The 5,639-nt window shown below is 72.4% G+C and carries 5 protein-coding genes, 1 tRNA gene and 1 pseudogene; 3 read left to right on the forward strand and 4 right to left on the reverse strand.

Annotated elements, in window-relative coordinates:
• The 3 genes and pseudogenes from AOJ26_RS35765 to AOJ26_RS35775 all read left to right on the forward strand — a co-directional run.
• Positions 1 to 429 (forward strand): annotated as a pseudogene (locus tag AOJ26_RS35765) (hypothetical protein); the annotation flags it as partial.
• Between the two features lie 360 nt (positions 430 to 789).
• Positions 790 to 2,310: a N,N-dimethylformamidase beta subunit family domain-containing protein gene (locus AOJ26_RS35770; RefSeq protein WP_053852526.1), complete on the forward strand. Its 1,521-nt coding sequence runs from the start codon at positions 790 to 792 to the stop codon at positions 2,308 to 2,310.
• 104 nt (positions 2,311 to 2,414) lie between these two features.
• Entirely contained in the window at positions 2,415 to 3,314 is a 900-nt protein-coding gene (locus AOJ26_RS35775) for a phosphoribosylaminoimidazolesuccinocarboxamide synthase (RefSeq protein ID WP_053852527.1), read from the forward strand.
• Between the two features lie 42 nt (positions 3,315 to 3,356).
• On the opposite strand, the gene AOJ26_RS35780 is transcribed toward AOJ26_RS35775, so the two are convergent.
• From AOJ26_RS35780 to AOJ26_RS35795, 4 genes are all read right to left on the reverse strand, one after another.
• Positions 3,357 to 3,429, reverse strand: a tRNA-Gly gene (locus AOJ26_RS35780).
• A 22-nt stretch (positions 3,430 to 3,451) separates the two neighbouring features.
• A complete protein-coding gene (locus AOJ26_RS35785; RefSeq protein WP_053852528.1) occupies positions 3,452 to 4,060 on the reverse strand; it encodes a response regulator transcription factor in 609 nt (202 codons plus the stop codon).
• A complete protein-coding gene (locus tag AOJ26_RS35790) occupies positions 4,057 to 5,271 on the reverse strand; it encodes a sensor histidine kinase (protein ID WP_053852529.1) in 1,215 nt (404 codons plus the stop codon). Before AOJ26_RS35790 ends, AOJ26_RS35785 begins: the two co-directional genes overlap by 4 nt.
• Before the next feature lie 14 nt (positions 5,272 to 5,285).
• On the reverse strand, positions 5,286 to 5,639 hold a 354-nt coding region (locus AOJ26_RS35795), incomplete at its 5' end, for an ABC transporter permease (protein ID WP_143663691.1).

The following is a 5,639-nucleotide window of genomic DNA, read 5'->3' on the forward strand; positions in this document are numbered from 1 at the left end:
CCCGACGACGACCACGCCACCCACCGCACAGCCGCCGCCACAGAAGGCGAAGCCGAAACCCTCGCCGCGGCGCTCACCGCCGAGCTCGCCCGCGAGGAAGCCGCCGTGCCCCACTCCGGCACCGCTCCCGACGCCGCAGCCTGGGACGACACCGCTCTCCCGCTCTTCCCGCTCCAGCCCCCTCGCAGCGCCCGCGAGCTCCTCACCGACCACGTCACCGCGATGGTCTGCTGCGCCGCGATCGACACCGCCGGCGCCGCCCCGGGCCTGGACTGGCTCGACGGCCCGTCCCTCCTGATCAACGGCGAGCGGGCCGCCGACCTCGCCCCGCGCGTCCTGAGCCTCGTGGAGGACGGCGACCCGGCCCCGCTGCGTGCCTGGCTGGTCAAGTCGGGGATACGCCCCGAGAAGCCGGTCCGCCTCGTCTGACAGGGACGGAAGACCCGCTTCCACTTTCGGCCAATTCGCAACGAATAGTGACAGGCCGAGTGCGGAATGTGATGTGCTGGGACCGATCGCGCACATGGCAAGGTCGTTCGCCATAGGACAGGCGCACGACACACGCGCAACCACGAGCGACCCGCCCGCACCACCGCGCACCGCGCCACACCGCACCGCGACAACACGGCACCACACTCAGCACGGCACGACCATGAACACGCACGACCATCAACACGCACGACCACGAGCACGCACGACCACCCGCACCGCACAACCGACACCACCGCACCACCGACATCACCGCACCGCGCAGGACGAACGACGGGGGCACGAGGGAGGGGAGCGACCATGGGGCCAGGCCCAGGACCGGGACCGGAGCACATCCGCCGCTGGGAGTCGGGAGCACTCGCGCACGCCGTGACGGACCCCTTCGGCCAGGGTCCCGTCCCCTGGCTGCGCGGCAGTGAGACGTACTTCGACGACACCGGCCAGGTCGTCCCCTGGTACGTCGAGACGGACCCCGCGCACACCCCGAAGGAAGGCGCCCCGCGCGTCCCCTCCCCCCGCAGCGCCTCCGGCGGCGGCCCCCGCTCCGCCGACGACGTCCGCCGCCAGATCAAGGGCTTCACCTCGACCGGCGCGGTGGCCCCAGGGCAGGCCGTCGACTTCCACATCACCGTCGACCCGCCGCAGGAGTTCGGCGTCGACATCTACCGCATCGGCCACTACGGCGGCGACGGCGCGGCGAAGATCACCACCAGCCCCCGGCTCTCCGGCATCGTCCAGCCCCCGCCGCTGACCGCGGACCGCACGGTCTCCTGCCACCACTGGTGGCTGTCCTGGCGGCTCCAGATCCCGTCGTACTGGAGCATCGGGGCGTATGTGGCCGTCCTCACCACCGCCGACGGCTACCGCTCCCACATCCCCTTCACGGTCCGCGACAACCACCCCGCGGACCTGTTGCTCCTGCTGCCCGACGTGACCTGGCAGGCGTACAACCTCTACCCGGAGGACGGCCGCACCGGCGCCAGCCTCTACCACGCCTGGGACGAGCAGGGCCGGCTCCTCGGCGAGGCCGACGCCGCGACCACGGTCTCCTTCGACCGGCCGTACGCGGGCGCGGGCCTGCCGATGCACGTGGGCCACGCCTACGACTTCATCCGCTTCGCCGAGCGCTACGGCTACGACCTCGCCTACGCCGACGCCCGCGACCTGCACGCCGGCCGGCTCGACCCCACCCGCTACCGGGGCCTGGTCTTCCCCGGCCACGACGAGTACTGGTCGTCGGCCATGCGCCGCACGGTCGAGCGCGCCCGGGACAGCGGCACCTCCCTGGTCTTCCTGTCCGCCAACACCATGTACTGGCAGGTCGAGCTGGGCCCCTCGCCGTCCGGTGTCCCCGACCGCCTGCTCACCTGCCGCAAACGCAGGGGACCGGGCAAACCGGCGCTGTGGCGCGAAGTGGACCGCCCGGAACAGCAGTTGGTCGGCATCCAGTACGCGGGACGGGTGCCCGAGCCGCACCCCCTGATCGTCCGCAACGCCGGGCACTGGCTGTGGGAGGCGACCGGCGCCCAGGAGGGCGACGAGATCGCCGGTCTGGTCGCGGGCGAGGCCGACCGCTACTTCCCGCGCGCCCCCCTCCCCGACCACGACGACCGCATCCTGCTCGCCCACTCGCCCTACACCGACAGCGAGGGCGCCCTCCGCCACCAGGAGACGTCCCTCTACCGTGCCCCTTCAGGCGCCCTGGTCTTCGCCGCCGGCACCTTCGCCTGGTCCCCTGCGCTGGACCGCCCGGGCCATGTCGACGCCCGTGTCCAGCGCGCCACCGCCAACCTCCTGGACCACATCTGCAAGCGTGACTGAGCCCGGGCGGAGCACCCGCCCAGGGCTCGCAGCACACCCCAAGTCCAAGGTCAGCCGCCTGTACGGGACAATCGACCCGTTGGACATAGCCACGGGGAGGAACCGTGTCCGGATTCGTAGAAAAGCCCGAGCCGCTTCAGGTTCCGGGTCTGGTGCACCTGCACACCGGCAAGGTGCGCGAGCTGTACCAGAACGAGGCGGGCGACCTCGTGATGGTCGCCAGTGACCGCATCTCCGCCTTCGACTGGGTGCTGCCGACCGAGATCCCCGACAAGGGCCGCGTCCTCACCCAGTTGTCGCTGTGGTGGTTCGACCAGATCGCCGACCTGCTGCCGAACCACGTGCTGAGCACGGACGTCCCGGAGGGCGCCCCCGCCGACTGGGCGGGCCGCACCCTGGTCTGCAAGTCGCTCCAGATGGTTCCCGTGGAGGCGGTCGCCCGCGGCTATCTCACCGGCTCCGGGCTGCTGGAGTACAACGACTCCCGCACGGTCTGCGGCCTCGCGCTCCCCGAGGGCCTGGTCGACGGCAGCGAGCTGCCCGCGCCGATCTTCACCCCGGCGACCAAGGCGGCCGTCGGCGACCACGACGAGAACGTCTCCTACGAGGAGGTGGCCCGCCAGGTCGGCGCGGACACCGCCGCCCGCCTGCGCCAGGCGACCCTCGCCGTGTACGCGCGGGGCCGGGACATCGCCCGGGACCGCGGGATCATCCTCGCGGACACCAAGTTCGAGTTCGGCTTCGACGGCCAGAGCCTGGTCATCGCGGACGAGGTCCTCACCCCGGACTCCTCCCGCTTCTGGCCGGCCGACCAGTGGCAGCCGGGCCGCCCGCAGCCGTCGTACGACAAGCAGTTCGTGCGCGACTGGCTGACCTCGGCGGAGTCCGGCTGGGACCGCAAGAGCGAGCAGCCCCCGCCGCCGCTGCCGCAGGAGGTCGTGGACCGCACCCGCGCCAAGTACATCGAGGCGTTCGAGCGGCTGACGGGCACGAGCTGGTCGTAACGCGAAAGGCCCCCGGAGAACCGGGGGCCTTTGCCTGAACGGAGCGAACGACGAGGTTCGAACTCGCGACCTCAACCTTGGCAAGGTTGCGCTCTACCAACTGAGCTACGTTCGCATGCGCCGTGGCGCGAGAACCACTATACCCAACCTCGCTCCCGTGCGAGCCGCACGGCCGCGTGACGGTTCTCCGCCCCGAGCTTGGAGACGGCCGACGACAGGTAGTTCCGAACGGTCCCCTGCGACAGCGCGGCCCGTTCCGCGATCTCGGCGACGGGTGCCCCGTCGGCGGCCAGTTCCAGCACCTCGGCCTCCCGCGCGGTCAGCGGGGAGTCCCCGGCGGAGATCGCGTCGGCGGCCAACTCGGGGTCGACGTAACGGTTTCCCGCGTGCACCGTGCGGATGATCTCCGCGAGCCGCTGCGCGCTCACGGTCTTCGGGACGAACCCCCGCACCCCGGCCTCCAGAGCCCGCTTGAGATGCCCCGGCCGTCCGTGACTCGTGACGATCAGCACCTTGCACGAGGGCAGCTCGGTCCGCAGGAATGTGGCGACCTTCACACCGTCCGCGCCGGGCATCTGGAGATCCAGTACGGCGACATCGGGCCCGTGCGCCCGGGCCATCGCCAGCGCCTCGGGGCCGGTGGCCGCCTCCGCCACGATCGCCAGGTCGTCCTCCAGCGAGAGCAGCGCGGCGAGCGCGCCCCGGATCAGATGTTCGTCGTCGGCGAGCAGTACCCGCAAGGTCATGAGACTCCCCCCGCGACCCCCACCGGCACCCGGGCCACCAACCGGAACACCCCGTCAGCCGTGGGCCCCGCCTCCAGCGTCCCGGCCACCGCCGCGAGCCGCTCCCGCAGCCCGGCGAGCCCGGACCCGCCGGTGCCCGACGATCTCAGGACCCCGTCGTTCTCCACGGTCAGCACCACCCGGTCCTCCTCCCTGTCCACGGCCACCCTGCACCGCTTGGCGTCCCCGTGCCGGAGCACGTTCGTGGTGGCCTCCCGGACCACCCAGCCGAGCGCCGACTGCACCTCGGCGGGCAGCCCGCCCGGGTCCCCGGTGACCTCGCAGTCGATGCCGGCGGCGGTCAACACCCCTCGCGCTCCCGTGAGTTCGACCCCGAGATCGGCCTCCCGGTAGCCCCGTACGACGTCCCGCACCTCGCGCTGGGTCTCGCTCGCGATCCGCTGCACCTCGGTCATCTGGTCCACGGCCTCCTCCCGCCCGCGTCGCGCCAGCTGTACGGCCAGCTCGCTCTTCAGCGCGATCACCGCGAGGTTGCGCCCCATCACGTCGTGCAGGTCCCGCCCGAAGCGCAGCCGTTCCTCGGCGACGGCGAGCCGGGCGCGGGTCTCGCGGGCCTCGTCGAGCTCGTAGACGGCGTTGAGCAGCCACACCGAGAAGACGGAGGTGAAGGCGAGGAACCCGGCACCGAGCAGAACGGCCACCATCGTCGCCAGGGTCGCCGCACCGGGCAGCCCCAGCGGGAAGGCGATGACCCCCGCGCCCGCCGCGAACCCGCCGACGAGGGCGAAGACCCGTCTCCGGTCGCGCACCCCCAGCGCGATCACCCCGGCCCCGAAGATCAGCACCACCGCGAAGATCCCGCCGGCCGCGGTGTCGACGTCCTCCCCGCCCGGACCGTGCTCCGTGATCGCGATGGCCGTCACGGCGACCACCGCGGTGACCGCGCCGAGTGTCCACAGCATGGGGACGGGCTGCTCGCGGCTGCCGCGCGTCCAGTCCAGCGCCCGGGACGCGACCACGGCACAGGTCCCCGCGTGCCCGGTCAGCATCACCAGCAGCAGGGCGGTCAGCCAGCCCGGCATCGCACCGAACAGCGGCAGCCCGACCGCGGCGACCTCGGTCACCGCGAAGAAGTGGAACGACCACCGCGTGTACGTCTCGACCTTCGCCGGCGTGCTCTTCCGCCGCCACCAGCCCCCCGGCTCGCGCATGTTCTCCCCGTACGTCAGCGCCTCGGCTCCCACCGGAACCACCGCTGTACAGCAAACACGGCCAGGACCGTCCAGGCCAGCGCGGTACCGAGGGCGCCCAGGGCCTCGTAGGCGGAGAGCGTGCCCGCCCAGCCGCCGCGGACCAGGGTGATCACGGGGGACAGGGGCAGCAGCTCGCACACCGACGCGAACGTGCCGGGCAGCAGCTCCAGGGGCACGGCGACGCCCGAGAGGACCATCGAGATCATCACGAACGGCAGGGTGGTGACCTGCGCGCTCTCCACGGTGCGGGTCACGGCCGCCGTCACGGCCGCGAGCGCCGCGCACATCACCAGCCCCAACAGCAGCCCCAGGGCGGCGAGATGGGG

Source organism: Streptomyces sp. NRRL B-24085 (genome assembly GCF_001282115.1).
Taxonomy (GTDB): Bacteria; Actinomycetota; Actinomycetes; order Streptomycetales; family Streptomycetaceae; genus Streptomyces.

Coding starts and splice junctions, on each gene's coding strand:
- AOJ26_RS35770 (WP_053852526.1), top strand. CDS start 790: ATGGGGCCAGGCCCAGGACCGGGACCGGAGCACATCCGCCGCTGGGAG.
- AOJ26_RS35785 (WP_053852528.1), bottom strand. CDS start 4,060: ATGACCTTGCGGGTACTGCTCGCCGACGACGAACATCTGATCCGGGGC.
- AOJ26_RS35790 (WP_053852529.1), bottom strand. CDS start 5,271: ATGCGCGAGCCGGGGGGCTGGTGGCGGCGGAAGAGCACGCCGGCGAAG.